The sequence below is a fragment of the Actinoplanes flavus genome, from assembly GCF_017592555.1.
GTDB classification, from domain to species: Bacteria; Actinomycetota; Actinomycetes; order Mycobacteriales; family Micromonosporaceae; genus Actinoplanes; species Actinoplanes flavus.
In genome coordinates, this window is record NZ_JAGFNS010000002.1 from 115,916 (window position 1) to 141,561 (window position 25,646).

At 66.8% G+C, this 25,646-nt stretch carries 15 protein-coding genes and 1 pseudogene; 7 read left to right on the forward strand and 9 right to left on the reverse strand.

The genetic code is table 11. The annotated features are described in order from the left end of the window. Positions 1 to 4: 4 nt before the first annotated feature. The gene (locus J5X75_RS03560; protein WP_208465813.1) at positions 5 to 622 is read right to left on the reverse strand and encodes a helix-turn-helix domain-containing protein; all 618 of its coding nucleotides are present in this window, start codon (positions 620 to 622) and stop codon (positions 5 to 7) included. Positions 623 to 780: 158 nt separating this feature from the next. Here J5X75_RS03560 and J5X75_RS03565 point away from each other — a divergent pair, with 158 nt between their 5' ends. Continuing rightward, positions 781 to 969, forward strand: coding sequence for a hypothetical protein (locus tag J5X75_RS03565; protein ID WP_208465814.1), 189 nt, complete (start codon positions 781 to 783; stop codon positions 967 to 969). Between the two features lie 7 nt (positions 970 to 976). Here the strand turns inward: J5X75_RS03565 and J5X75_RS03570 are convergent, their stop codons facing one another. The 3 genes from J5X75_RS03570 to J5X75_RS03580 form a co-directional block, all read right to left on the reverse strand. Continuing rightward, entirely contained in the window at positions 977 to 1,117 is a 141-nt protein-coding gene (locus J5X75_RS03570; protein ID WP_208465815.1) for a hypothetical protein, read from the reverse strand. A 372-nt stretch (positions 1,118 to 1,489) separates the two neighbouring features. Then, positions 1,490 to 1,630 (reverse strand): hypothetical protein, encoded by a 141-nt coding sequence (locus J5X75_RS03575; protein ID WP_208465816.1) that lies wholly within the window; start codon positions 1,628 to 1,630, stop codon positions 1,490 to 1,492. A gap of 85 nt (positions 1,631 to 1,715) precedes the next feature. Then, positions 1,716 to 1,967, reverse strand: coding sequence for a hypothetical protein (locus tag J5X75_RS03580; protein ID WP_208465817.1), 252 nt, complete (start codon positions 1,965 to 1,967; stop codon positions 1,716 to 1,718). A 396-nt stretch (positions 1,968 to 2,363) separates the two neighbouring features. Between J5X75_RS03580 and J5X75_RS03585 the strand changes: the two genes are divergently transcribed. The 4 genes and pseudogenes from J5X75_RS03585 to J5X75_RS46350 all read left to right on the forward strand — a co-directional run. Then, positions 2,364 to 2,501 carry a hypothetical protein gene (locus J5X75_RS03585; RefSeq protein WP_208465818.1) on the forward strand — a complete coding sequence of 46 codons (138 nt, stop codon included), beginning with the start codon at positions 2,364 to 2,366 and terminating at the stop codon, positions 2,499 to 2,501. 316 nt (positions 2,502 to 2,817) lie between these two features. Continuing rightward, the gene (locus J5X75_RS03590) at positions 2,818 to 6,207 is read left to right on the forward strand and encodes a serine/threonine-protein kinase (protein ID WP_208465819.1); all 3,390 of its coding nucleotides are present in this window, start codon (positions 2,818 to 2,820) and stop codon (positions 6,205 to 6,207) included. 95 nt (positions 6,208 to 6,302) lie between these two features. Continuing rightward, positions 6,303 to 7,961, forward strand: coding sequence for a S1 RNA-binding domain-containing protein (locus tag J5X75_RS03595; protein ID WP_208465821.1), 1,659 nt, complete (start codon positions 6,303 to 6,305; stop codon positions 7,959 to 7,961). 624 nt (positions 7,962 to 8,585) lie between these two features. Beyond that, a pseudogene (locus J5X75_RS46350) lies at positions 8,586 to 8,987 on the forward strand (NACHT N-terminal helical domain 7-containing protein); the annotation flags it as partial. A gap of 20 nt (positions 8,988 to 9,007) precedes the next feature. Here J5X75_RS46350 and J5X75_RS03600 read toward each other — a convergent pair. Next, positions 9,008 to 9,160 (reverse strand): hypothetical protein, encoded by a 153-nt coding sequence (locus tag J5X75_RS03600; protein WP_208465822.1) that lies wholly within the window; start codon positions 9,158 to 9,160, stop codon positions 9,008 to 9,010. Positions 9,161 to 9,476: 316 nt separating this feature from the next. Here J5X75_RS03600 and J5X75_RS03605 point away from each other — a divergent pair, with 316 nt between their 5' ends. Then, the gene (locus J5X75_RS03605; RefSeq protein WP_208465823.1) at positions 9,477 to 13,388 is read left to right on the forward strand and encodes a hypothetical protein; all 3,912 of its coding nucleotides are present in this window, start codon (positions 9,477 to 9,479) and stop codon (positions 13,386 to 13,388) included. A gap of 279 nt (positions 13,389 to 13,667) precedes the next feature. On the opposite strand, the gene J5X75_RS03610 is transcribed toward J5X75_RS03605, so the two are convergent. The 4 genes from J5X75_RS03610 to J5X75_RS03625 all read right to left on the reverse strand — a co-directional run bounded on the left by J5X75_RS03610 (position 13,668) and on the right by J5X75_RS03625 (position 21,742). Further along, positions 13,668 to 14,762, reverse strand: coding sequence for a hypothetical protein (locus J5X75_RS03610; protein WP_208465824.1), 1,095 nt, complete (start codon positions 14,760 to 14,762; stop codon positions 13,668 to 13,670). Then, positions 14,759 to 19,171 (reverse strand): coiled-coil domain-containing protein, encoded by a 4,413-nt coding sequence (locus J5X75_RS03615; protein WP_208465825.1) that lies wholly within the window; start codon positions 19,169 to 19,171, stop codon positions 14,759 to 14,761. Before J5X75_RS03615 ends, J5X75_RS03610 begins: the two co-directional genes overlap by 4 nt. 283 nt (positions 19,172 to 19,454) lie before the next feature. Beyond that, positions 19,455 to 20,225 carry a hypothetical protein gene (locus J5X75_RS03620; RefSeq protein ID WP_208465826.1) on the reverse strand — a complete coding sequence of 257 codons (771 nt, stop codon included), beginning with the start codon at positions 20,223 to 20,225 and terminating at the stop codon, positions 19,455 to 19,457. Beyond that, positions 20,222 to 21,742, reverse strand: coding sequence for a hypothetical protein (locus tag J5X75_RS03625; protein ID WP_208465827.1), 1,521 nt, complete (start codon positions 21,740 to 21,742; stop codon positions 20,222 to 20,224). Before J5X75_RS03625 ends, J5X75_RS03620 begins: the two co-directional genes overlap by 4 nt. A 2,353-nt stretch (positions 21,743 to 24,095) precedes the next feature. Between J5X75_RS03625 and J5X75_RS03630 the strand changes: the two genes are divergently transcribed. Then, the gene (locus J5X75_RS03630; protein WP_238487284.1) at positions 24,096 to 25,136 is read left to right on the forward strand and encodes an SAM-dependent methyltransferase; all 1,041 of its coding nucleotides are present in this window, start codon (positions 24,096 to 24,098) and stop codon (positions 25,134 to 25,136) included. Positions 25,137 to 25,646 lie beyond the last annotated feature (510 nt).

The window sequence follows — 25,646 nt, forward strand, 5'->3', positions numbered from 1 at the left end:
GCCCTTACTCCGTGGGTGGTGTGTCCTTAGTCAATACAGGTCGCCTCTTGAGAGGTCGGCGCGGCATAGCAGTCCGACCGATGTCCTTGCCAACAGCACCCGGCCCGGGTGCCAGTGGGGCCTTAGGGAGCCTCGACGACGGCTTGGCACCCTCGCGTTCGAGGATCTTCTCCACAGCCTTGGCGCCCACTTGTTCAAGCCGCTGCCTCTCAAGCCGGTGCTTCTCATGCAGGTAGAACAGGTAGCTGACCCACGCGTCAACCTCCGCCTTCGACAGCGTCGGGTCTTCGAGCACTTCGAGAATCTGCTGCAACTTGCGAGGTAGCGGCTTGAACGGTGCGAACACCTCGTCATGGGTGAGGTAGCCCAATGCAACCGCCGCTTCCCTGGGGTCAATCTCCAGCGCCGAACAGACCGCGCGGACCGCCTCCGGCTCTGGGCGTTCGACCTTGCCTGACTCCCAGCGGATCAGTTGACTTCGGCTTATGCCGGTTGCCTCCGACAGGTCTTCCTGGCTTACTCCCGCTTCCTTACGGGCACGCCGGATGAGGGCAGCGAATCGCTCGCCCGCAGAGGCGTGCCCCTCGCGCGGTGCCTCCTTGCCATCACGGTTGTATGGCATGTGGCGCTTCCTCGCATGATCGATCCAAGTGTCTCATCTACGAGACATCCTAGCTCAGCCTGACCCGCTTGCGCGACATGTTGCGTTGGCGCTACTTTAGTTCCGTGACTGACACTACACCGGCTGGGGAGCTGCCCTCCAGGCCCAAAGCACCTTTCATGTCCCGCAGCGGCACGGCCCTGGTAATCGCACTCGTCTCGACGATCGTCGGCATGGCGGGCAGCCTCCTGGCCTACGCGGTCGACAAGTCCATCCCCGGAGCGATTCTTTACGGATTCGGCGCATTTACCGCCTCCTGCTTTCTGCTTCTGGGATTTGCCCACTACATGGGAGGCAAGGGGTCGTAGCCCAGGGTCATTGCGTGTTGGGATTGATGCTGGTCACGGCCTGTATGAGGTCGTTTGAGCGGCGGTTAGCGTGTCGGTTGGCGCGGGGCGATGTTGGTTGCGCGTTGATGCGGTGCCAGTCGATGGCGGTGTTATGCAGGGTGGTCATGAGGCGGGTCCGGCGCCGGTCCGGGCCTAATGCAGCTCCCCACGGAACGTGATATCTCGGACGTTGTGCACCTGCTTTCCGATCAGTCATTCTGCTCTCGTCCATTTCTGCACGTCAGCGGGTTGGGCGTGGACGGCGGGCAGGGAGGTGATCAGGTCGGCGGTCTCGCGGCTGGTCTTGCCGTCGATGGTGCGGGTACGGATAATCCGGACGGGCCTGCTGGGCGTGCGGGAACGCGATACCGCCCGGGATGTGCAGGGTTACAGCTTTGACGGTGCGGGTCTCTTTGCGGCCGTGACCGCGGTCGTGGGTCCGGTCGCCGACCGGGATCTGTGCCCAAGGCAGCGTCTTGAGCTGGGCGAACAGGGTGGGCTAGTTGCCCTTTTCCTGCAGTTCGTCCAGCCACACCACCGTGGAGCGCATCGGAAGCCGCTCGATCGTCTCAACCTCGCAGGCGTCTTTGGGAGCAAGAGCCGCCAGCCCGGGCATCACGGCACGCACGGCCTCGAACAAGGTCCTCGCCTTGCCCGTCGACGAGTCTCCAGTCAACAGAACCATTCCTCCCCTGGCCCGGGCCTCGGTCAAACGTGGCACTCACCTATGCGTCGCAGTCGCGCGGCACGTACACCGGTACGTCGTCGATCCCGCTGCCAACCTGGATCGCGGGATGCACGCCGAGATGCCGTGCATCGGCATCTCGTACCCGGACGGCGCCATCCGGACGGCGCCCGGCATCGTTGATGCGATCGCGTGCCTGCTGCCACACGGTGATCTCGGCCTCCGGCATCCCGCACATCAGCAAGAACGTGCGCAGCGTCTCCGGCTCCGGGAGCGCCTCCCCGTTGCGCATATTGCTGACCGTTGATGGCGGTAGGTCGACCAGCTGGGTGGTTTCCCACCCGCAGCCGGGGTGTGGCGCGTTCCACCTCTCTCAGCGACAGCCCCGCCCCCAAGCGTGCGAAGGCCGGATGCTGGCCGAACTCCGCCTTCGTGCCCACCTGGTCCAGCCTCGCCACCGGAGCGACCGGTCAACTGTTCGGTGGCGTCTTACCGGACACCACCGAACCACGATGGACGTGGACCTCGATGAGAACCATTCATGCAAATCGCCGGGTTAGCCGGGGTCTCTGGGCCTTTCCGACTCAGTTCGATGATGCTGCCCCTACACCCCCACCGCCTGATGCCTTTGTAGGAGCACAAGGGGTCCGGCCAGCCACCCCGCCATCACGTCAACGCGGGAGCCACAATGAACGACTGGATCGCCATCGCCGACATTCTCGGCAACCTGTCCTCCTTTGCCACCGCGATCATCACGCTGATCGCCGCCATCGCAGACTGCAAAGCGGGCAGTCCTTCCGAAAGCGTCTGCGAAGATCGATATTGAACCCTCTCGTGACCGCCCGGCGACGGCGACCGAATCGCCCGCGCTTTGCGCCAGAGGGCTGCGGGGCTACACGCAGGCAGATCTCGATTTTCGCGGGGAGCACATGACGCCGGTACCTGGAGTCTCGGGCGAACCGATAGCCCCGCACGGCGACGCGACGGCAACACCGGCCAGTGCGACAGGGGGGCGGCCACACCCTCGCCGGTCACGTGCCTCCATGACGTCCACCGTCGCGACGCTCGTCGGAGCCGGCCCTGTGGTCCGGTAACCTCAGCGGCTGACCTGCACGAACAGTTCGGTCCTGGAAAGGGCATAAATGGTGCGTATGATCGCCCGCCGGTATGCCGAGATCGCGAACACCCGCCGTGTCGGTGGTCAGGCGGAGGTCTTCCAGGCAGCCGACCTGAACCAGGGCGGTCGGCACGTGGCCGTGAAGATCGTTCCCGCCACCTCGGATCCGATCTATCGCATCTACTTCGAGCGGGAGACCGCGGCGCATCACAAGCTGGATCACCCGAACGTGGTGTCGTTGCTGGACAGCGGAACCGATCCCGACGCGGGCGTGTACTACGTGGTGCTCACCTGGGTGCCGACGTCGCTGACGGAGTGGCTGGCGACTGTGTCCGAGCCGCCGGGCTGGGACGACGTCGCTGAGGTCATCGCCCTGCCCCTGGCGTCGGCCCTGGCGCACGCGCACTCGATGGGAGTGCTGCACCGCGACATCAAGCCCGGCAACGTGCTATGGGACGGCGAGAAGCCGCTGCTCGCCGACTTCGCCCTGAGCAAGATCAAGGATCAGCTCGCGGGTGCGGCCGATGCGACGGTCGCCGGGATGGCCAGCGCCCCGTGGGCGCCCCAGGACCTGGCGTCGCGCGGCTCCACCAGGTTCGACGTCTACAGTCTGGCCGCGACGCTGCTGCAATGCGTCACCGCCTGGGACCTGCGCGATCTGCCGGACATCACCCGCGCGCTCGACGAGGCTGATCTCCCACCCGCCGTGTCCGGGCTGCTGCGGCGCTGCCTGGACATCGATGCGGCGAAACGGCCAGCCGACGGACAGCAGTTCCACCTTGAGCTGCAGGCCATCCAGGCGGCCCGCAGCGACAACTGGCACGACCAGAAGACTCTGTCGTTCGAGCTGTCCGCTACGGCACGCCGGTCATTGGAGGAGGCCGGGGACGGCCGGTCCGCCGAGACGGTCATCACCGGGCTGCTGGGGGCGGCGACCTACGTGCTGCCGCGGCTCAAGAGCATCGGGGATGGACGCGCGACGCTCACCGCCGACGAGTTCAGAGTCCTCGGTGACCAGGTTGAGCTCGTGCTCCGCTTCAAGAACCCCCGTCAGTTGGTGTGCATTCGCGCCGCGATCCGCGACTTCGACGACCTGGAACGCTCTCGTCAGCACGACGACGCGATCGTCCTGGACGGCCGCGACTTCGCCTGGTCGGCGCTGCGGCCGACGAACCCGCAGCGGTCCGCCCTGGCGGCCGTCGAGCTGCACCAGATGCTGGAGAAGGTGGTCCAGGACTCCGGTGACCGCAACAGCGACGCCTTCAAACAGGCCCGGTTGAGTAGCTGGTCCCAGCTGATCGATGCGAAGGAGGCGCTGGAGAAGCGTCTCGAGGAACCCATCACCTACACCCGGATCAGCCGCGACGGTACCCAGTTCGACGTGGAGACGGCGACCCCGCTGACCGGCGCGTTCCTGGATCAGGAGCGGATGGCCCGCTCGACCGACGAATCGGCGGGCCGGGGCACACCGGTGACGATCGTGGATGTGGACGGCACGGACGTGACGGTCCGGGCCACCCGGCCCGGCGACGATCTGCCCGCCCATGGTGTCCTGGTCCGCGACCGTGCCCCGTCGCGGGCCGCGATCCGCCGGCAGAAGAACGCGCTGGCCGCCCTACGCGACGGCAGCGCCGCTCGTCCTCATCTGCGTGAGCTGGTGCTTGACCCGACGGTGGCGAGCCCGCCAGAACCCGTGAGGTTCGAGCCGCGGCGCCCCGACTTCGACGATGACAAGAAGCTGGCCGTCGCGCACGCACTCGGCTCGCAGGACCTGTTCCTCGTGCAGGGCCCGCCCGGCACGGGCAAGACCTCGTTCATCGTCGAACTCGTCCACCAACACCTCACCGCCCGGCCCGGCGACAAGATTCTGCTGGTCAGCCAGATGCACGTCGCGATCGACAACGCCGTCACCCGGCTGGACCGCTCCGGTGTCGCCTCGGTCGTGCGCCTGTCGAGCCGCGACGACAACGTCGATCCGGCCGCCGCTCACCTGCTGCTGTCGAACAAGCTGGCAGCCTGGGCCGACGAGATCCGCGGCCGCGCCCGTACCGGCATGGCGGCCCTGGCCGCCCGGGAAGGTGTACACATCGACCACCTGTCGCTGGCGCTGCACGCCGAGGAAGCCCTGGCCACCCTGCGGCAGAAGACCGAGACCGCCGAGCTGCTCGGTGACCTCGGCGACGACGACCGGCTCGACAACGAAGACCTGCCCGAGGACCGCGCCGAGCTGCTGGCCGACTACCTGCGCGCCGTCGAGCGCGCCGCCGCGGCCGCCGCCCAGGTCCGGACTGCGGCCACGGCCCTCGATGTGGCCGTCCCGGACGAACTCGGCGAACCCGAACTGCAGCAGCTGATCGCCGGGCTGCTGGACGGGCCCGGCGCCGGGCCGCGGCTGCGGGAGCTGCTGCGGACCCAGGGAGACTGGCTGGCCAGCCTGAACGACCCGCAGACCGCCGAGCCGATGTTCCTGCCCACACAGAGTGTGGTCGCCGGCACCTGCATGGGCTTCCTAGCGAACCCGCACATCCAACGAATGCAGTTCGATCTCTGCATCATCGACGAGGCGTCCCGGGCCACCGCCCCCGAGTTGCTGGTGCCGATGACCCGCGCGAAGCGGTGGGTGATGGTGGGCGACACTCAGCAACTGCCGCCCATGGTTGAGGAGGTGTTCGACCACCGCGACCTGGTCGACACCTTCGACCTCGACAAGGTGTTCCTCACCTCGTCGCTGTTCGACATCCTGCTAGGCGAGGCACCGAAGGCCTGCACCAGCAGCCTGGTCACCCAGCACCGCATGGCTCAGCCGATCGGCGAGCTGATCTCGCACGTCTTCTACGACCAGACCCTCATCCACGACCCTGTCCCCGTGCTCGACCCCGTCACCGTCGCCGACAGCGACCGGCTGGTGTGGTTCTCCACCAGTCGGCGCACCAACCGCCGCGAGGACGACCGCCACGCCGGCAGTTCCAGCACGTCGAACAAGCTGGAGGCGGCGAAGGTCGCCGAACTCGTCGAACGCCTCGACACCGACGCTCAGGCCGGTAAGTACGCCCGATCCGACGGCGGCAAGGTGGAGGTGCTGATCCTTAGCGGATACCGGCGCCAATGCACGCAGATCGAACGCGCGCTGCGACGCCTCACCCTCCGGCGCGTCGCCGTCCAGGTCAAGACCGTGGACGCCGTCCAAGGCCGCGAAGCCGACGTGGTCATCTTCTCCGTCACACGCAGCAACCTCGCCGGCGAATTGGGTTTCCTCGCCGACCAGTACCAGGGCCGGGTCAACGTCGCTCTGTCCCGCGCCCGGGAACTGCTCTGGATCGTCGGTGACTCCGACTTCTGCAACAGCAAGAAAGGCCCCCTCAACAGGGTGCTCACCCACATCACGACCACCGGCGGAAGGGTGCAGTACCTGTGAGCCGCGACATCTTCGCCGACGCCGCCCGCCGCCACGCTCACGCGCTGCCGGGACACATCCTCCTCGCCGCGGAGCCCTGCGCCATCCCCACCTCCGTGCTGACCGCCGACGTCCTTGTCGAGCAGTCCGAAGACCTCGAAGCCAGCCAGAAATACACCCTGCGAGCCCTGCTCAACGGTATCGACACAGTCGAGGACCTGGAGCTGTTCCTCGGCCTGGACGAAGGCGATACCGGCCGTGCCGTCGCCGGCCTGCTGCGGGCTGAGTACATTTCCTACCAGCCACCCGCCGACGGGGGTCTGCGCCGACTCGAGCTGCTGCCCACCGGGCAGGAGGCAGCGCGGCACGCCCAACTACGCCGCCCGACGTCCACCACAATCCCGGTGGTCTACGACCGCCTCACCGGCGCCGTGACCGACTGGCGACGTACATCCCTGCGCCGCTCCCACCACGCGAAAGCCGATGCCGGGCGCATCCTGCTGCCCCCGGCGAGCAGCATGCCGGTCCGCACCACCGACCTCAGCATCGCCGCGCTGACCAGCACCCTGGACACCCGTACCCGCGACGGCGCACGGCTGCTCGGTATCAGCGGCGTCACCGAGAACCGGAACTTCTACCACGACGCCATCCTGCTCGTCTTTGCCGACGAGCAAACTCTCCAGGTACGCCTCGGTGTCGAAGTCGACGGCAAGTGGAGCGAACCGCACACCGCAGCGCTGGAGGCCATCGGCGCCGTCGACCGCCTACGGCTGTCGGCCGCACCGGTCGAGCACCCTCACGAACCCGTCACCGCCCCCGGGGACCGGCTGAGCAGGACAGACGTCCTCGCGCTCCAGGCCGCCGGAGACGGCCCGGCCGGCGAGGACGCCGGCGCCACGCTGAACGGTGCGGCTATCCGCTGGTTGGGCGTGTACGAACATCCGGCCTGGCTCGACGACGCCCTCGTCAACTCGCGGCGCCGGCTGCTCATCGGCAGCCCGCAGATCCGTACGACCGTCGCCACCGGCCGGTGGATCCGCACGCTGGAGAAGCTGTCGCGAACCGTCGACGTGACGATCGTGTGGGGCCCGGGCATCGGCGACGGCACCGACCGGGACGCCGTCGACGCCCTGCACGCGGCCGCGCGCCGCAGCAACCGCCTCACCGTCGTGCGGGTCGCCCACGCGCCGGCGAGACTGCTGGTCAGCGACGGCTCCTACATCACCACCAGCTTTAACTGGTTGTCGTTTCGCGGCGAGCCATCACGCACCTACCGCCAGGACGACGGTGAACTCATCCAAGACGAGCACCTCACCGACCGCGCCTACGACACCTATATGACCGAGGCGTGCGCCCAGGCGGTCGAGGTGGTCGGCACCCTTCCCGCCAAGTACCGTGACCCGGCCGACCCCGGTACCAGCCTGGCAGACCAGCGTCCCGTCCCGGACACCCGCATGGCGCCGGAGAAAAGGCGGCCGGCGAAGCCATCGCCGGCTGAACGACGCAGAGCAGCACTGACCGCGCTGACGGCAGGCGAGACCGTCACCGGAGCGGTGAAGACCCTGACGTCCTTCGGCGCCTTCATCTCCCTGGGCGACGTTGACGGCCTGATCCACATCTCCCAGTTGGCAGACCGCCGCGTCCAGCACCCCTCCGAGGTCCTCAGTGTGGGCGAAACGGTCACCGCCCTGGTCCTGAACGTCGATGTCGAGCGCCAACGCGTATCGCTTTCACTGAAGGCGGCACCAGCACCCGGCTCCGCGCCCGCCAGCTAGAGCGCATCTGACGGATCATCGCGGTTGGTGATGATCGATCGTTGGTATGTTGACCGGTGATCTGACGGACGGGGAGTGGGAACGGCTGGAGCCGTTGCTGCCCAGCGAAGTGCCGCAGCGTGGCGGGCAGTGGTGGGATCACCGGCAGGTAATCACGGGATCTTGTGGCGAAACGGCGAGTTCGTGGCGGTAGCGGGTGCGGGTGGCCGGGACCCGGAACTGGATGCGTTGATCGTCCGGTTCCATATCGAGACCGCCTCCCGCCGCGGCGGCCTCCTGCGAGTACGGCCGATGGACCTGGACGGTGAGGTGGAGATCGTGAGGTACTCACCGCGGTGCTATCAAGTCGTCGGAGCCGAACCGGTTGCTGGCTGAGGGGCCGGGGTGCTGGGCAGGCACGGTTTCGGTGATACTGCGGCGGGCCAGTGGTAGGTCCTGGCTATTGCAGCGTCGATGAGCCTGCGGCTTGGTACGCACGGTGGCTTGGAGGTGCGGGGCCGAGGAAACCCGAGAGCACCTGCTGGCCGCCCGGCTCACTGCGGAGAGTCGCCGTGCGGGCCTACCCATAACGGAATCCGGTAACGGTGGCTTTCGGTCGATCGGCTTGGCGGGCAAGCTGGCGTAATGAGCCGAGCACTGTCTTATGCGGACGCGGTGCGCATTTTGAGCGGGCAGACTCAGGTGCTGGCGGTGTTGGACCGGGCTGCCGGTGGGTTTCTTCTGGCTGCGACAGGTGGGGGCAGTGAGCTCGTGCATCTGGTCGCCGGGCGTCGGCCGGAGGGGGAACGGCTGGGTGACCTGGCCCGCGCGCTGCTGCACAGCGAGGTGCCGATGCCCGCGCCGCATCAGCCGTACGAGCAACTCGTCGGTGAGCTGGAGTGGTTCTACCGGCGGTTGTCCGACTCGATGGTGCGTTTCCTCGCCGGTCTGGCCTCGTGGGATCGGCCTCGTGAGGCGGAGCGCGCGGCCGTGACCGGTGCTCTGCACGGTGCCGTCGTCGAACGGGCGCCGGCCGATTACGAGGTCGGCTTCCGGCGACGGTCAGATCAACTGTCTTCGCCGCCACGACGGGTGTGCAGAACGCACTGCCGTCGGCGAGGGCGACGCTGCGCCTTTATGGCCGCTCCCAGGGTGATGATGCCGCCGGCAAGCGAGAAAAGGTCGCCAAGAATGGTCGTTACGGTGGTCCAGATCTGCATGGTTGTGCATCCTTCGTCCTCAGGAATTCGGTACGAGATCCAGGTTCTCCCCACCGTCACGCCGTCAGCTGTACGCACCCGTACTCTCCCTGGTCGCACGCCTGTGACCAGGACCGGAGCGACTGCCCGCAGCACAGCCGCCGTACGCTGAGCGCACAGTGGACGCGACGGGAGGGCGGCGATCATCAACGGGCGCGGCAAACCGATCGACCAGTCACAGTGGCCCACACCGGGACCGCGGCGCGACTGGCTCGACCTGTGCGCGCGGATCCATCGCGATAACGGGCTGCCCAGCCTACGGACGCTAGCAACCCGGATGAAGCTTTCTTCGCCCAGCCGGGTTGGAGAGATCCTTCGTGGCCTTGCCTGGCCTGCCGACGACGCCCAGGCCGAGAGCTTGCTGCGCGCGCTCGGCGCGATGGACGCGGAGATCACGCGCGGGGGACGGCTCTTCCTGAAAGCCCGCATGGAGCGGGACACCACGGCTGCCCGGCGGGAGCATCCAGACTGGTGGCGTCGATCGGAATACGTCGAAGGGCTCGTCGACATCGCGCCGCCTGACCTTCTCGACCGAGCTGGCGAGCTCGACGAACTCGCCGCATGGTGCGCTGGCGACGAGGCGTACGTGTGGTGGCAGGCACCCGCCCGGGCGGGCAAGTCGGCGTTGATGTCGTGGTTCGCCCTGCATCCGCCACCGGATGTATGGGTGGTGTCCTTCTTCGTTACGGCGCGGCTGGCGAGCCAGGCGGACAGCGTGGCCTTCACCGACGGTCTGCTCGATCAGCTTGTGGCGATCACCGGCGAACAGCTCCCGCAGGTCACTTCGCCGGGCGGACGTGACCGGCTTCGTCGGCGGCTGCTCTCCGCAGCCGTGGCGAAGGCTACGGCTGCGGGATACAGGCTGGTGCTGCTGGTCGACGGACTCGATGAGGACTGTGGGTCACTGCCAGGCTCGGGTCTGGCCAGCATTGCCGCCCTGCTGCCCAAGCACCGTGGAGGCCTCAAGGTTGTCGTCGCTGGGCGCCCGGATCCGCCGCTCCCGGCCGACGTCGACCCGGATCATCCCCTGCGTACCGCCCGGATACGCCCGTTGGAGACCTCGCCGCACGCCCACCACGTGACTGAGTTGGCCGAGCGTGAACTAGACGAGCTTCTGGCCGTCGACCCCCGGCGTCACGACGGACTCGGTCTCCAGGTGCTGGGGCTGGTCGCGGCCAGCGGCGGCGGGCTTGACCGTAACGACCTGCACATGCTGACCGAGAGACCGACCTACCAGATCGATCATCTCGTAGGCGGTATATTCGGCCGCACCGTCGCTGGCCGCGCCGAGCAGCGCGCTGAGAGGCGGGTTTTCCTCTTCACCCACGAGACCCTTCGAGCGCAGGCTACCGAACGGCTCGGCCCACACACGCTCGCGGCATTCCGGGAGCGCCTGCACACGTGGGCGGCGAGCTACCGGCAGCAGCACTGGCCCGGCGACACGCCCCGGTACCTGGTCCGCGGGTACTTCCGAATGTTGCAAAGCACCAATGACCTCCACCGCATGCTCACGTTGGCGATCGACACTGACCGTCATCAGTGGCTGCGGACCACTACGGGAGGTGACGACATCGCCCTCGGCGAGATCAGCGTCACCCAGCAAGCCCTGCACCACGCCGGCATTACCCGCCTGCCCGACATCGCGCGGTTGGCCTGGCTGCGGGAGCGGATTCGCCGGCGGAACAACCACATTCCGTGGTCGCTCGTCGCGGCACGGGCTCGGCTGGGCCAGACGGCCCGGGCTGAAGCACTCGCCCATTCTTTGACGAGCGCGGACGACCGTGCCGTGGTGTTCGCGTCTTTGGCCGAGATCGCAGCCGAGGGCGGCCAGCTTGACGAAGCTGAACGCCTCGCCACGTCGATCCCCGCCGGGAGCCGCCGTGTAGATGCCTTACTTGCCGTAGCCCGCCAGGCGGTGGCCACCAGCGAGTTACCCCGAGCCCGTCGGCTGGTTGACCTGGCTGCCGGTCTGGTGGACGCCGATCCCAGGTTACGGCAGGCCCGCGTGTTCGGGCAGCTCGCAGTTGCGGCGGCCAGCCTCGGTGATCGCGCTGCATCAACGCGGTTTGCCGACCACGCCGAGGCCCGCGCAGCGGCCATGAAGTTCCCCGGCATGCGTCAGCAGGAACTCGACGCCACAGGGATCGCCGCCCTGCAAGCCGGCGACATCGAACGTGCGGTGCGGCTGCTCAACGCCTCGCCGACACGATTCGGCCAGATACAACAGCTGCGGCACCTAGCGGAGACCGCAGCCCGGCACGGCGACCGGAAACGAGCCGCAGCCTGGATAGAGAAAGCCGCTGATCTGTGTGTGACGGTCGATGCCGCCCAAGAACGCGCCAACAGGTGCGCGCTGATTGCGACAGCGCTCGCGGAGCTGGGCGACGCACAGCGCACCGCCGAGATGATCGAGCATGCTGTCACCGCCGCACGCCAGCTCGCACCCGCCGAGCAGGCCCGGATGCTCGGCTGGTGTGGTGACGCAGCGATCACGGCCGGGGACTTTGATCGCGCGATCGCGCTGGCAGGCGAGGCTGAACAGGCGGCGCGGTCGATAGCCGATCCCTCCGAGCGTTCGTCGACGCTCGCCATGGTTGCCTCACTGGTGGCCGGCTTCGACACGGCGTGGTTCGGACGTCTGTTACAAGAGATCGATGCGCCCGAGGAGCGTGACCGGCTGCTCGAGAATGTTCTCCACGGACCGGTCCCGCCCAGTCCGGACCGTTTGCATGAGCTGGCCAGTATGATCGGGGACCCGTTCCAGCGAGCGCAGGCCCTTGCCGGAGTGGCGGTGAGGCTCGTCGGCAGTGGCGCTCTTAGCGACGCCGGTAGGTGTGCCGATGAAGCAGAACAGATCGCTCAGTCGATCGACACTGCCGAGGCCAAGACCGCCTCCCTGGTCACGGCCACCAACGCGATGCTGCAGCTGGGCGACCACGATCGGGCAGCGGCGCTGGCCGCCCGTCTGGAACCTACCGTCGGTCTGCTCGGCCCAGCCGGATCGGGGACGATGCTGCGCATCGTCGCCTGCGAAGCCCTCGTCGCAGTGGGAGACGTGACCGCAGCACTGCGGCTTGCCCACACCCACGAGCACCCTTCCGGAGGTTCATCGTTGATCACCGTTGTGGCGCTCGCTGCCCTCCGTACAGGCCTCCCAGCCCAAGCCCGCGACATCGTGCTCTCGCTGCCCGTCTCCTCCAGCAAAACCCACGCGCTGACCCAGCTTGCACACGAACACATCGCCGCCGGCCAGCCGGAACGGGCACGTGAGCTGACCATCCTGGCCCGCGCGACCGCAAATGAGATCACCGAACCCCGCGACCGCGACTATGCACTGCACTGGCTCCCGGCTGTGCTGTGCCGGTTGGGCGACATCGAAGGTGCCCGCAGCGTCGCCGACCTGATCCAATCAACTGAACCTCGGATTGCGGCGCTCGTTCAGCTCGCAGAGACGGCCACAGCGAATGGCAAGACTGACCTGGTCGAACAAGTCATCGCCATGGCCGAAAAGCTGACCACCACGCTCGATGCCGGTCACTCCCAACTGGACCCCCTCGCCAAGCTCGCTATGGCAGCCGCGGCAGCAGACCTCACCGAACTGACTGGCCAACTCCTGCAGCGAGCCGCCGCTGTCGTACGCGTCGACCCGCTCATGCACGACCAACTTGCAGCGGTCCTGGCCGTCGCGGCAGCAAAGTCGGGTCGGCTCGACATGGCCGAAACTCTCCTGAGCGAAGACGACGCGACAGCAGGCCTCTCCTGGAGCTCGCACGCGTCGAACAACGCCGAGGTCCTCGAGTTGATGCTCCATCAGGGTGACGTCCCCCGGGCCACCCGCATCCTGGACGGCATCAGCGGACCGTGGCGCGGACACATCCAGAAGCGGTTTGCCCTGGCCGCTGCCATGGTTGGCGACCTCACTGTCGCTGAGAACGTCTCACAATCGATCGAAGATCCCGACCTGCAAGCAGCTGCGCTTGCAGCGCTTGCTGTCGTCGCCGACGCTGACACACGTCAACAGCTGCTGTCCCGAGCGTTGATCGCCGGTGGCTGGGACGCCTGCATCACCGCGATGGCTCACCTCGTGCCCGCACTGGCCCGGACCTTCGCCGACGAACTACTCGCCCTCGAGGACGACATATCGACTCGCCACGTCAGCAAAGCGATCAAGCCGATCCTCTCGCTCTAGGTTGGTGCTGGCGGTCGGCCGATCTGAACCGAAGTGGCTACCGAACCACGTCGCGGCCGTAAAGACGAACGCGGCAGTTTCAGAGCGGACGACCAGATCGCCCTTCTCGACCAGACACACCAACGGGCTTTAGGCGCCGATCGCGCTGGTCTGGGACGCCTAACACCCACATCAGCCGTGGCATGCATGTCCTGATCACGGCCCCGGACGAATGGCTGAACCTCGCAGGCAGGGAATATTCCGCCTACCTGCGAGGATCCGCGCTGCTCAAGTCCTATTTCAGTGCGGTGCCCACCACGTCACATCAGCCAGGGCCAGGCGATCGATCCGTTCTTGCGGTACTCGGGCTCGTGTCCGTAGCCGCAGGAGAACGCTTTCGGGGAGATGAAGCGACTCGGCGGTGGCTACAGCGCCGGATGTTCTGGAGGAATCCGCTGTGGTGTCCTCACCGGTCGGCTCGGTTTGGGCCACTGCTTCCCACAGCGGGATTGCCATTGAGGTTTCTAGTCCGGCTGCCGCTGCCTTGGTGGTGAACAGGTGTGCAGCCTCGATGCCTGCGATGTCGATGTCGCCGGCGTAGAAGCAGGTCGTCGGTTGTACGCCGATCAGGTCGTTGAGCATCGCCAGATCGTGGATCAGGGGGCCGACGGCGTCCCCGCTGCCGAACAGGATCGCCGCATACGGGGATTCCACGGTTGCTCGGAGGGCTCGCCAGGCGGAATCGAAGGTGGCCTTGTTTTCTACGACGAGCACCGGGCCAGCGGCGGCGAATCGGGCGACGCGCAGGTGGCCGGCCGGCGCGTCACAGGCCAGGTCTTGCAGCGTCAGTCGGCCTGGGGCGAAGAGTGCGCCGTCGGCGAGGTGGGCCAGCCGCTTCTCGTCTCCGAAGATATGCAGGGAGCGTTCCTCGCGGGCGACCCGGCCGGGGGCGGCGCCGAGGGTCCTTTGCAGCCACCGGTTGATTTCCACCGCTGCCTCCCGAAGCCCGGCGGGTGGTCGCGAGGTCCGTATCCATTGGGGTGCCCAGTGGCGCATCACCGGGACCCAGAGCACGTCGGCAGGGTCGATCTGGCTGACGGATTCACGCCGGTTCGCGGGAACGTCGATCCGGGCGGGAAGCGGTGGCAGTGACCGGTCCCACAGTCTGCCGGAGGCTGCGGGCAGTGTGATGACGCCCTGCTCAGCAAGTTGCTGGAGGGCGTGGGCCAGCCGGGCTCGGCTGGCCCACGTGCCGGACCAGGGGGCGTCGACCCGGTTCCACAGGTCCCACATCGTGCGGTGGTCAACGCGAACGACCCGGGTGCCGAGCAAGGCGGCACTCAAGCCGTTCACCTGTTCCGCGCCCGGCGGCGGGGCTCCGTCTGTGGCCGTCATGCGGCATCACCGTCATCGGTGAGCTCGTCGGCCGGGGTGTTGTCAGTGTCCGCCGGATCGGGCATGTCGAGGGCGAGCTGTTCGTCGAACGCGACGGTGGCGCTCGACATCACCGGCCACACGCCAGCCTCCCCGGTATCGTCATGGGCGGCTTGCCACTCGACGGCGGACGCGTACAGGGCACCGCCGCGCACCAGGTCCTGCAGCCGGCTGTCGTCGACGCCGGCCGGAACGACGAAGTTCGCGGTCGAGCGCCGGGACACCCTCAGCTGCACGACGGTGGGAAACACCGTCAGCGCACCGTTGTCCTTGATCCCGGTGAGCACGACCAGGGACACGTTCAGCGATGTTGCGACATCGCGAGCCAACCGCAGGAACGCCGGCTTGGTCAGTTTCGCGAACGCGTTGTCCAGTAGCAGGGTCGTGCGCCGGTAGCCGTGGGCGGTGGCACGGCGTGCCGCGAGGAGGCTGGCCAGGATCAGCGCGACGGTGACCCCTTCACCGCCGGAGGTCTCCATGGCGACCTGTTCCACCGGCTTGTGTTCCGGGTCCAGCGGGTCGGACGGGATCAGGATCTTCGCCGAGAACCGTGGGGTGATCGATTCCAGCAGTTCGAACATCGTCTCGTCGGTGTCGAACGCCCGGCGGCGCCCGTGCAGCTCAGGATCGAACCAGCGCGTCAGGGTGGCGAGGATCGCGGCGCGTCGCTGTTCGGTGTTTAGCGCGTCGAGTCCCGACAGTTTGAGCAGCGGAAGTCCTGCCCACCGGCCCATGGCCGGGGTGTCGGGAAGCACCGAGTCCCGGACGGTCATCTGCACCGACCGGCGCAGCCGTTCGATGCTGCTGTGTGCGATGTCCGCCAAGCGTCCGAGACGTTCCTCGAACGTCGCGACGTGGTGGGCGGTCGAGTCACGCCGATTGACAAGGTCATGGTGGTGGCGCACGGCGAGCCGGGCGAGGATCGCGCCGCGGCTGCGGCGCAGAACTTGCGCGACCCGTTCCCCGGCCACGACCTCTTCGGCGACCGTGTCGAGGGAGTGGGCCAGCCGGTTGAGCCGGTCCTCGGCACGGGCGTGGACCTCACGGACGGCTTTGACGATGTTTTCCACCGCGGCCGCGACGGCTTCGACGCTCGCCTGGGTCCTGGTACGCAGTTCCTCGGTCGAGCCGCTGGCCTGCACTGAGCTGATCAAGGTGATGACCGTGGTGGGAGCGGTCGCGAGCACGGCCTCGGCGTTCAGGGTGAAACGGCGGTCCTCCAGGTCGATGGTCTCGGTCAGCAGTTGGCCGGCAGCCAACAGCGAGACCTTTCCGTCGATCGTCGACGCCACGTTCGCCAGCACCTGTTGCCGGTCCGCGATGGTGGTGACCATCTTCGCCACCTGCGCTTCGATCCCTACGGCCGCCGTGACGGCCTCCTTGGCCGCAGTTTCCTTTTCCGACAAGGTGGTCAGGATGGCTTCGGCCGTGACCGGGTCGTTCGAACACTGCTCGTCCGTCAGCGTGTCCTGGAAGGTGATTGTGCGGTACTTCGCCGTTGTCGCATCGAACTGGGCCTTGCGCTGATCCCGGTTGCTCTCGCGGCTACCGACGAGGATGCCCAGCCTTTCGACTTCCTTGCGGAGACGCTCCGTTTCGGTATCGAAGTCGGCCGGGGTCCGGGTGGGGTGCTGCTTGACGAGAACGCTGGCAGCAGCGCGGATCTCCTCGGGCTCTGGTTGCAGCCGTTCCTCGACCGTACGCAGCTGGATCGTGGCCAGGTTGAGCTGCGCGGTGAGCTGATCGTCGGTGAGGGCGCCCTTCCACCGGTCGATGGCGTCGCGGGTCTGCTGGGCGAGGGCAGCCCGGTCGGCAGTCACCTCGACGTCGGTCCCGGCATCTTCGGGCTGCAGGACACCGGCGGCAGCCGCGTCGGCTTCGGCCAGTTCGTGCCGGAGCCGGCCGACGGCCAGCTGGCGTTCCCCGATCTCCTCGAACCGGGCCTCGCGCATCTGCTTGGAGGCTTCCAGGTCCTGGGCCGCCTGCTTCTGGACGCGTCGCGCCTCGGCGAGATCGGTACGGCTCTGATCGAGCGCGGCACGCAGCGACGGCTCCTCGGCGAGGGAACTCGCCAGCGACGTCAGCCGTTCCAGGCGAAGATCGCAGGTACGCTGCAGTTTGCCGGCCTCGCCCAGACGGACGGCGACCTCGTCGCGGTGTTTACCCACCTTCGTCCGATGGGTCTCCGCGTCGTCGAGCTGACCCTTGATTTCGTTGAGGATGCCCTGGGTGGCCTGGACGCCGTCTTCGGCCTGCTGGAGCCTTTCCGGGCCGATCTCGGACTGCCAGCGGTTGACTTCCCGCCTCAACTGCACGGCCTGGTCGTACAGGCGGCGAGACGTCACGGTCGCCCGCTCGTGGCCGGACTCATCGTTACGGCGCTCGGCGAGCTGCAGCGCTCCGGCGGAGACCGACCAGAACGCCTCGTGCGGGAGGACGACCTCGATCACCGCTTCCGGCTGCTGGTCCTGCCTGCTGGCATCGGGGTCGAGGTCGAAGGCGTCCGGCGCACCGACCACGATCGGGCCGGTGAGCACATCGCGGTGTCCTCGCAGGTGTGCGACCACCTTCGGAAGGTCCTCCGGGATCGTCACCACGATGCCGTCGGCGAGCCCGGGATGTGACGTGGCGCCGCGCAGCGCCACCGCCTCGTCGAGGGTGGCCAGGAAGTCCCAGCCGGGCCGGGCTCCGAGTCCCCGGCGGCGCAGGTCCTCGCAGATTTCGGCGATGTCGGCGCGTGCGGGCAACAGGCCGCGGCTCTCCAGCGACTGAGTCGCGCGACGGGCCGCGGCAGCACGTTCGGCGGCCCGAAGGTGGTCCTGGTTGGCGCGTTCAGCGACCGCCTGCAGGACGGCGATGATGGTGTCCGCGTGATCGTTTAGGACGACGGGATCGAGATCGATCAAGCCGCTGGATTCAACGTCGCGGGCGAGGTCGTCGGTGGCGTCCTGCACCTGCTGCCGGGTCTTGGTCGCTGCCTCCAGGGTCGACTTCGCGTCCTTGTGCTGACCGGAAAGCTTACGGACCGCGCTGTCGGCCTGCGTGACCTCGCTCCTGGCCTCGGCAAGGGCGGCCTCGATGGTCTCGCACGTGTCGCGGAGGCGTTCGGACTCCTGCCGTACCCGGTCGAGAGCATCGGCCGCCGGTTCACCGTCACCCAGGTCACCTTTGCAGACGGCGGCAGCGCGCTGCCGCTGGATACGGTCGAGCTGGCTGATCGCGCTGGTCTCGCGGGCATTCGCGTCGCTGATCGCGGCCCCTGCTGCGGCGCTGGCCTTGGTGACCTGATCAACGGCCTGGTCCGCCTGCCTGTGGCCGGCTTGCGCTTCGGTGACGGCCGCCTGCTCCTGCGCGATGTCGGCGGTGACCTGTGCGTGCCAGGAACGTACGGCGGCAGCGGCGATCTGGCGCAAGGGCTCCGACTCTCCGGCGCGCTCGCGCAGCATCCGCTGGATACCGTCGATGTTGGTGTCGTGGGCGCGTTTCTGCGCGATCAGGGCGGCGACCCGGGCAGCCTCGACCCGCTGCTGCGCCTCGGTGTAGCGGCCGCGTTCGGTTTCCGCCAGCAATACGGCCTGCTGGTGGGCGATACGGTCGCGCTGGAGTTCGGCCTGTTGCCACCGGGCCACGGCCCGCCGGTGTTCCCGCTCGGCAGTGGTTCGCTCGCCCGTCACCGCGGTGTGCCGTTCTTTGGCGGTCGTCAGGGAGATTTCGCCGACGCGCTGCTCGCCCTCGATGCGAGCCTGGGTCGCCAGCAGGGCGTCCAGCATCGCGAGCCGCCGGCCGTCCTGAGCGTCGAGATCTCCCATTAGCTGGGTCAGCAGCTCGGTGTGACCCACCACGTCGGTGAAGAACAGTTGCCGGCGCCGGTCGAGGCTGAACGTGTCGGCGTCCTTCCCCATCCGGACCAGGTTGGCCGCCAATTCCTGTTTCAGCGTCGGGTCCGCGACTGCCCCGACGATGCTGTTGAGAAATGACCGCGAGGAGGCGTAGGTGAAAACGTGGTCCGCGGCGCCCTCGTCCTGGTTCATCGCCAGCAGCCAGGTCCGCACGAAGTCGACGTCGATGCGCAGGGTCTCCCGCAGGTGCTTACCCCACTCACCCTGGTCGGTCTCCATGGTGATCTCGGCGTCCGGATGCGCGAGTCGCTGCTCTTTGAGCCAGGCCGCCCATTGCTTGGCGTCGCGCAGCCCGCCGTCCTCACCTCGGACGGCGAGCCCGGCAAGGGTCAGGTCGGCGTGCACCGAATGGGCGGACCAGAGCAGTTCCTTGACGTCCTCGTCGGGCCCGGCGCCAGCCGGCTTCGACAGACAGGCGCCGAGCAGGACCTTCCGGTGCCCGCGGAACGGATCGTTGTGCGGGACCTCCACCTCGAGGATGACGTGGGTTGGGTCGCCGCCGGGAACGTACTGCTGGACGCGTTTCTCGTCGCCCTTCTTGTTCTGCCGGCGCAGCGACAGCCGTGGCAGGAACTGCGCTTTGTCGGGGAGCAGAACGTGGATCAGGAAGCCGAGCAGGGTGGACTTTCCGCCGCCGTTCTCCAGGCCGATGATGACGTGCCGTCCGCTGCCGAGGTCGACGACGAGGTCGGGATAGGCGACCTTGTCCCGGACACGGAGGTTGATGATGCGAAAGCCGGTGATCGGTCCCATGTCAGGACTGGTTCTCCTCGTTGTTGCTGGTGTTCTCGGGGCGCTCGTAGCCGGTGGCCGCGAAGTTCTGCAGGTCGGCGAACAGTTCGTGCAGGAACAGGTCGCGGTAGTGGGCCATCAGCCGCCGGCGCGGCCGGTAGACGGTCTCGGTCAGGGGACGGCTGTCGCGTCGGACGGCCAGTGACTGCTGCTGCAGGAAGTCCAGGACGTCGGCGACCAGGTAGGTGGTGGTGGTTCGGGCGGTGCGCTCGGCGGAGCGAATCTGGGGAAGTTGCACCCAGTGCCACCACAACGGCCGGTCTTCACCGACCGGGTTCGGGGTGGCCGCCTCCTGCTGCAACGCGAACTGCCGGATGAAGTCCTCAAGATCGGCGACCGGCACGTCCGGTATCAGGCGTGTGTGGTCCTCGACGTAGTCCTCGAGGTCGCCGGCGGTGGGTGCGATGAACGCCAGCAGGGCGGGGACGATCAGCATCCGGGCGGCGCGATGCTCCTCCTTCTGCTTCTTGCCCCACGGCAGATCCGAGGATCGGGCGGGCCAGGCCCACGCGCTGTCGGTTTCGGCGAGCAGGACCAGGCCCGTCTCGGCAGAGGCGTGGGTGACGCTGCAGCCGGTCCCTTCGAGGATGTCGTCGAACAGTTGCCGGAACGTCTCTTCGCCGAGGTAGCGGGCGACGAGGCGGGCGTATTCGGCGGACTGGCCGGTGCGCCCGGGTGTCGCCGTGACGTCGAGGGCGAACACGAGCAGTCGTCCCGCGTCGATGCCGTTCATGAGGGGTTCTCCTTGTCAGGGGCGGTCAGCGGGACGACGACGAGGTCGTCGCCGGTCACCGCGTCGGTCGTCAGTGGCGTGCTGGTGCGCACGACACCGAAACGGGTGTGGTCGAAGATCTGGGGTGCGTCGCTCTCGGCGGGATCGTTGCCGCCGTAAGCGCCGGCGACCGCGACCGCCAGCGCCCACGGCACCCGGGCGCGCTGGGCCGCAGTGAGCGCCGGCATGGGCCGACCGGCGGCTGCGGTGATGAGCTGCGACAGCGACGTCGGCGTGGTGATCTCCGCCAGGATCGCGGTTACCTCGGCGACGATCAGCATCGTGTCGTCGGCGTTCTCGTCGCGGCTTTCGCCCAGATCGAACGGGTCGGCGGGGTCGCCGGTCCCGGGCGAGCGCTCCTGGGGCTGAGTTCGGTTGATGACCGCCTGCATGTTCAACACTCGGGGGACGCGCGGGCCGAGCAGGGTGGCCAGGCGTTGCTCCAGGAGCCTGACGACCGCGTGCGGCGGGTACTGCAGAAGCGGCTCGAACAGGTCGGTCTGCGGGTTGATCGTCAGCCGGCGGAACGTGAACAGCTGGCGGTCCTGCTCTTGCTCGTAGGTCTCCTTGACCGTCGACAGCATCGAGTACAGGCGCGAGAGCGCGCGCAGCAGGTCGTTGAGGTGCTCGGTGATCCGCTGCAGTCGCGTAACGTCAGGCGCCCGATGGTGCATGTGGTCGTCGATTCCGGCGGCGAGCTTCTCCTCGGCGAGAATCTGCTCCCCGATCAGCGCGAGCGCCTCGTCTACCTGGGGAATGACGTCTCGGGAGTAGTTGACCTCGCGGACGTTGCTGCTCATGCGCCGCAGCAGCCGGTCGAGGTTCGCTTGCACCGCGTGGATGCTGGTGGCACGCCGCTGGACCGACGCGGCCACTTCCTCGTAGTCACCGCGTTTGAGCATCCGCTCGGACCGGTATCGCTCGGCGGCGGCCCGGTCGAACGGATCGAAGTCGTGCAGGTTCTGGAAGATGTTGATGCCCTCGGGGGTCACCTTCACCCGCGGGTCCGTGGTGTCATCTCCGCCCACCGCATGCAGGAAGGCGAAGGTCTGCTCCGGGTGCTCGGCTCGGCCGTCGTCATCGAGCGACAGATACCGGTCCCGGAAACGGGTCTCTCGATTGCGGGCGTTCATGAGCACACCGAAGATCGCCTGAGCGATATCGGTGTGCCGCTGGGCCGGGTCCTTCGGGCGTTCGAAGGCACATAGCGTCGCCAGTTCGGCGATCAGCTCACTGAGCGTCCGCGACCCGGTCAGCCGGTTGTTCTCGATCGCCAGATGCAGGGCAGCCAACAGGTGGGTGTGCAGGTCGTAGTCCGCCCACTCCGGATGCGCTCGCCGCAGAGCCCCCAGCGCGTCGAAGAGGGCCGCGAGCAAACCTGCCGTAACGCGTTGCCGCGGCTGCCAATCAGCCATAAAAGCACGCAACGTACCGCTAAGCGGAACGCCGCCACCTGTGTTCTTTTCCTGTCCTGACACGGCGGCAGATGCTAGAAGGACCCTCTGACAAAAATGCCTGAACTACAGACGTCCGGTGTCGGCCTCCACAAATCTCGGCACCCCAGGGCGGCTGCGGTTTCATGTCCGATATAAGAGGTCGGCAAATCGGACTCCGCGCCCACAGATTCCTCGATCGTCATAAAGCAATTAAGGTAGATCGTTAGCGCCAGAGAGTCCGGCAACTTAGCGAATCGGTCACCGAGTCAGAATTCATGCAATGAAGACGCGTAAGGCCGTCCGATCGGGTGCCGTCGTCGAGTTCGGCTTGCTTGACCCACTCGTGCACCGCGGTTTCGGTCAGGTCAAAATCCCGCGCGACTGGCCGCGACCATCATGCCCTGGTCCACGAGCTACTGGCGCAGGGCGCGGGCTCCCGGCAGATCGCGCGGTTTCTCGGCTGGTCGCATCGGACGGTCTCGTAGTATGCCCCACGCGGCCACCTCGTAGGAGCTTGATAGGCGAGCAGAAGCCACGATCGAGTCTGGTCGACCCGTTCCAGCCTTTCCTGGTACGCCGCATCGACGAGGGCTGCTTGAAAAGCCAACATTCTGTATCGCGAGATCACCAAACAGGGCTTCACCGGCAGCTACGCCATCGTCCGCAGGTTCATCGAGCAGTACCGCACCAAACCCGACCTACGGGAGTGCCCCGCCTACCGTCGGTGCGGCAGGTGACTGGATGGATCTGCCGGCATCCGGACAGCCTCGTCAGCCGCGACACCGAGCAACTCCAGAACGTCTTGAACCGCTGCCCAGAACTGCGATCCGCCGTTGACCTGGTCCGCTCCTTCACTGACATGATCACTCACTGCACGGCGAACGTCTAACCGCGTGGATCACCGCAGCCGAACAGGCAGCGGTGCCGGGCATCAGCCGCTTCGCCACCGGCCTGACCGCCGATCTCGCTGCGGTCACCGCCGGGCTGAGCCTGCCCCTTCCCCTCCGGACCGGTTGAGGGCAACGCCAACCGGATGATCAAGGGCAGATGTACGGCCGTGCCGGCTTCGCTCGCCTCCGAAACGTGTACTCCTGTTCGACTCTGACAGTCGCACTGTGCTTTCGGTCCAGTCGGTCTTCGCCGGCGATCTGGGTGGGGGAACGGCCCAGGCGGTCGTGGGGTGCGTGGAGGACCGCGCCGATCAGGCGGGTTGGCTGTCGCCGGCGGGGATGAGCAGCATGAAGTGAGCGCCAGGTGCGTACCGGTTCTAAAACGACGATGTCGGGCTGGACGCTGCGTTCTCTGAGCGGTCCGGGTGGCGGTTATGCGGCCTCTGTATGCGACTGACCCGGCGGCGGCGCAGGCGGACTCCATCGGTATTGCCGAACTTGTCTCATGTTATCAATGTCACAGAAGTCGCCTACGGTTGGGTTTGCGGACCGGAAGGTGACGCAGTGCAACGATGTAGGTATCCAAAAGTCTGAACGGTACTTCGGTGTGGAATCGAAGGCGGCCTCGTCTTCGTGTGACTCGCCCGAGCTGTGATCGGTGTTGAGGACCTGCCGAGTCGCGGCATGAACTGGTGATCGCAGGGATGCGCGGGTGTCGACCAGTTGCAGCCGCGAGGGCTGTAGGCGGACGTCGAGTTGCGAAGGACGGCTCTTCGGGGCCGCGCGTCTGGCAATGAAGGGCCCTTACCCTCCGTGCTATATGGAGTGAATTCCTCGCACAGCGGAGACACAAGCATGCCGGTTGATTGCGAATAGGGCGTGGCTGGCCGTTGACCGTTGCTGATATGTTGACGGCTTCCTGACGTGCTGCCGATACCAATTTTGGCTGCATGCGACATCGATCACTGGGGCATGCGATGAGGATGGGGCGAAGACCTGACTTGCATTCATGTCGGCGTGGGCGAGCCCATCTCGGTGCGTCAGTTTGCGTGACCCGCACTGTGAGTTCGAAGTTGTGCACTTCTAATTCGACTGAGGGTGAGCGGTGACAGCATGGCATCAGCCTCCTGAGGGGCCAGCCGGTATGGGGTGTCAGCGTTCGCAAGGGATGCATGTTCCGCGGGATTCGTAGTCTGGACTGCCCGTACTTGCCCTGATGCTTCACTTGGCTGCCCTTGTTGGGATGCTTCGGTGCCGAGAAGTAAGAGGTGCCGTTAGTAGAATTGATCCGGAATGCCCCAGGAAGCTGGTCGGAAACTGATGTTATCGCTAACGCGTTGTTGTGGCTGCATTTCGAAGATCCTCTCATTCTGGCAGTACGAGCTCCCCGATATTGCGATGTCAAGGACGCCATGACGAAGAATTCGAAGCCCTCATCCACGCCGAATATTGCGCTTAGAAGGCGCAGGGAGTCGCTTCCCTCGCCGCATCGGCCGAGGCAGCGGATGTCACGGACCGAACTCGCCGATTTGGTCAATCAGAAATTGCGGGAGCTGAATCCCGGCGTCAACATTACCCAGTTCTATGTCGACCTTCGTTGGATCGGCAAGCTTGAGCGAGGCGAGCACACATGGCCCTCCGAGCCGCGTCGTGTCGCTCTGTGCCGTGCCTTGCAGGTTGACGACGAGGCCGAGATCGGTCTGTACATTGCCCGCGGGGACCATCCCATCGACAATGGGCACCATGCCCGTGCTTCCGAGCAGGTCGACATGACGACTGCGCACCCGGCCCGCCGATACAACTACTGGCTGGGCGGCAATGATCACTTCGGCCCTGACCGGGAGTCGGGCGATCGCATCGCCGAGGCGTTCCCTACCGTGCGGACTGCGGCCCTGGAGAACCGCGCCTTCCTTGGCCGGGCCGTGAGCTACCTAACGGAGCGCTGCGGCATCCGCCAGTTCTTGGATCTCGGTGCGGGTTTGCCGGCTCCAGGCAACACCCACGAGGTCGCTCAGTCGATTGCGCCTGCTGCTCGGGTGCTCTACGTCGACAACGACCCGATGGTCGGCACCCACTCCCGGGCTCTGCTTCTCGGCGACCCCGAGGGTCACACGGGCTATATCGAGGCTGACGTGCGTTATCCCCAGGCGATCCTCACGGCGCCGGAAGTGGCCGCTGCGCTGGACCTGAGCCAGCCGGTAGCCATCCTCCTGGTCGCCGTCCTGCACTTCATTCATGATGACCAGGAGGCGGTCGACATCGTCCGCCAGTTCTGCGCGGCTGTGCCCTCCGGCAGTTACCTGGTTGTCAGCAACGCCACCATGGACTTCAACACCCCAGAGGAACTCGCTGTGTACGAGGCGATGTTCGCGGCTGGCCACACCGACGCCCGGTCCAGGACTAGGGAGCAGTTCCAGCAATTCTTCACTGGCTGCGAGCTGGTCGACCCCAACATCGTTGCCGTCACCGAATGGAAACCAGAGGTGCAGGAACGGCCCGCGCCTTCCGAGGTCGCGATCTACGGGGCGGTGGGACGCGTCCTCTGAGGCACTGTCAGCCGGGCTCAGTCGCAAGCGTCTACGCGACGGATCGAGCCGTCGAGAGCGATGGCATTCCGCGTCTATTGGACTGCCATTACGGCTGGTCATGTCCGTCATGAGGCGCTGTCGGTACCGCTGATGTAGCGCAACGCCCTGATATGCCGAGCGCTAGCAGCTGTCCGGGAAGAAGCCGGGTGCCACGGGGGCGATGGTGGCGGGGCTTCAGCTCATCTAGGACAGTATTTCGGTATTGCCAGGACAGTTGCCCGATGCCGATCTAGGCGTAAGGATTGATCAGCGCTGATCGAGCAGGCTTTCACTCACCGTCGATGCAACTGTGGGACCAACCTGTTTCGACCGGGCCGTCGAACCTCGGGTATTCCCTGGTACGGCGGTGGCGGCGGAGTCTACTTGCCGGTTTCCGGTGCCGCTGCAAGTCGCGCCCCGGCCGGGCGATAGCTGCTGGGGGCCGCGACAGGGGACAGGGGGCATCGGTTGGTGGGCGATGGCACCGGT

Excerpts from the sequence above, each read along its gene's own strand:
- J5X75_RS03560 (WP_208465813.1), bottom strand. The coding sequence starts at position 622 with ATGCCATACAACCGTGATGGCAAGGAGGCACCGCGCGAGGGGCACGCC.
- J5X75_RS03565 (WP_208465814.1), top strand. The coding sequence starts at position 781 with ATGTCCCGCAGCGGCACGGCCCTGGTAATCGCACTCGTCTCGACGATC.
- J5X75_RS03570 (WP_208465815.1), bottom strand. The coding sequence starts at position 1,117 with ATGACCACCCTGCATAACACCGCCATCGACTGGCACCGCATCAACGCG.
- J5X75_RS03580 (WP_208465817.1), bottom strand. The coding sequence starts at position 1,967 with ATGCGCAACGGGGAGGCGCTCCCGGAGCCGGAGACGCTGCGCACGTTC.
- J5X75_RS03585 (WP_208465818.1), top strand. The coding sequence starts at position 2,364 with ATGAACGACTGGATCGCCATCGCCGACATTCTCGGCAACCTGTCCTCC.
- J5X75_RS03590 (WP_208465819.1), top strand. The coding sequence starts at position 2,818 with ATGGTGCGTATGATCGCCCGCCGGTATGCCGAGATCGCGAACACCCGC.
- J5X75_RS03600 (WP_208465822.1), bottom strand. The coding sequence starts at position 9,160 with ATGCAGATCTGGACCACCGTAACGACCATTCTTGGCGACCTTTTCTCG.
- J5X75_RS03605 (WP_208465823.1), top strand. The coding sequence starts at position 9,477 with ATGAAGCTTTCTTCGCCCAGCCGGGTTGGAGAGATCCTTCGTGGCCTT.
- J5X75_RS03610 (WP_208465824.1), bottom strand. The coding sequence starts at position 14,762 with ATGACGGCCACAGACGGAGCCCCGCCGCCGGGCGCGGAACAGGTGAAC.
- J5X75_RS03620 (WP_208465826.1), bottom strand. The coding sequence starts at position 20,225 with ATGAACGGCATCGACGCGGGACGACTGCTCGTGTTCGCCCTCGACGTC.
- J5X75_RS03630 (WP_238487284.1), top strand. The coding sequence starts at position 24,096 with ATGTCACGGACCGAACTCGCCGATTTGGTCAATCAGAAATTGCGGGAG.